The sequence below is a fragment of the Pseudomonas sp. P39-UII1 genome (assembly GCF_039672635.1).
Taxonomy (GTDB): Bacteria; Pseudomonadota; Gammaproteobacteria; order Pseudomonadales; family Pseudomonadaceae; genus Aquipseudomonas.
Genome location: NZ_JBDFPP010000059.1, coordinates 1 through 696 on the forward strand (window position 1 = coordinate 1; position 696 = coordinate 696).

Below are 696 nucleotides of genomic sequence, written 5' to 3' on the forward strand. Positions count from 1 at the left end.
CGCCGATGGTAATGCTCTGACCGTTGGCCAAGGTCACGACCAGTGGCGAACCGGTGACCGGTGCCGACACCGAAGCGGTGTACACCACGGTACCGCCCTCTACCACGCTTGGAGTGGCGGTCAGGGTCACGGTCGACGTGTCGATGGTATCGCTCACGTTGGTGACGGCTTCGGCTGGATTAACGGCCAGATTCTCGAAGTCGCCACCGGTGGTGCCGGTGACACTCACTTTGACCTGACCGGCGTCTTTGTAGACGTCATCGGCCGGGGCCGCGACGGACACCTGGCCAGTGGTCTGGCCGGCGGCGATGTTGATGGTCGCGCCGTTGCTCAGGGTCACGGTCATTGCCGTGCCCGCCGGGTTGCTCAGGGTGGCGGTGTAGACGATCTGACCGCCTTCAGCGACATCGCCGGTCGCGCTCAGCACCAGATTGGTGGTGGCCTGGGTATCCGGGCTGTCGGTGACGGTAGTGGTCGGGTTACCCGCAGTTTCGAGCTTCTCGTAATTGCCGCCTTCGATCTTGGTAATGCTGTTGGTCAGCGGAGCATTGGTGTTGTAGACGTTGTTTGGCGCGGTGAAGTTGACCGAACCGGACGACTCACCGACACCGATGGTGATGCTCTGACCGTTGGCCAGCGTGACCACCAGCGGGCTGCCGGTGACCGGGGCCGACACCGAAGCGGTGTACACCACGG

1 protein-coding gene is annotated in these 696 nt (G+C 63.4%); it reads right to left on the reverse strand.

From position 1 onward, the window contains the following. Positions 1 to 696: immunoglobulin-like domain-containing protein (locus ABEH27_RS25695; protein WP_346616251.1), on the reverse strand; the 696-nt coding region annotated here is incomplete at both ends.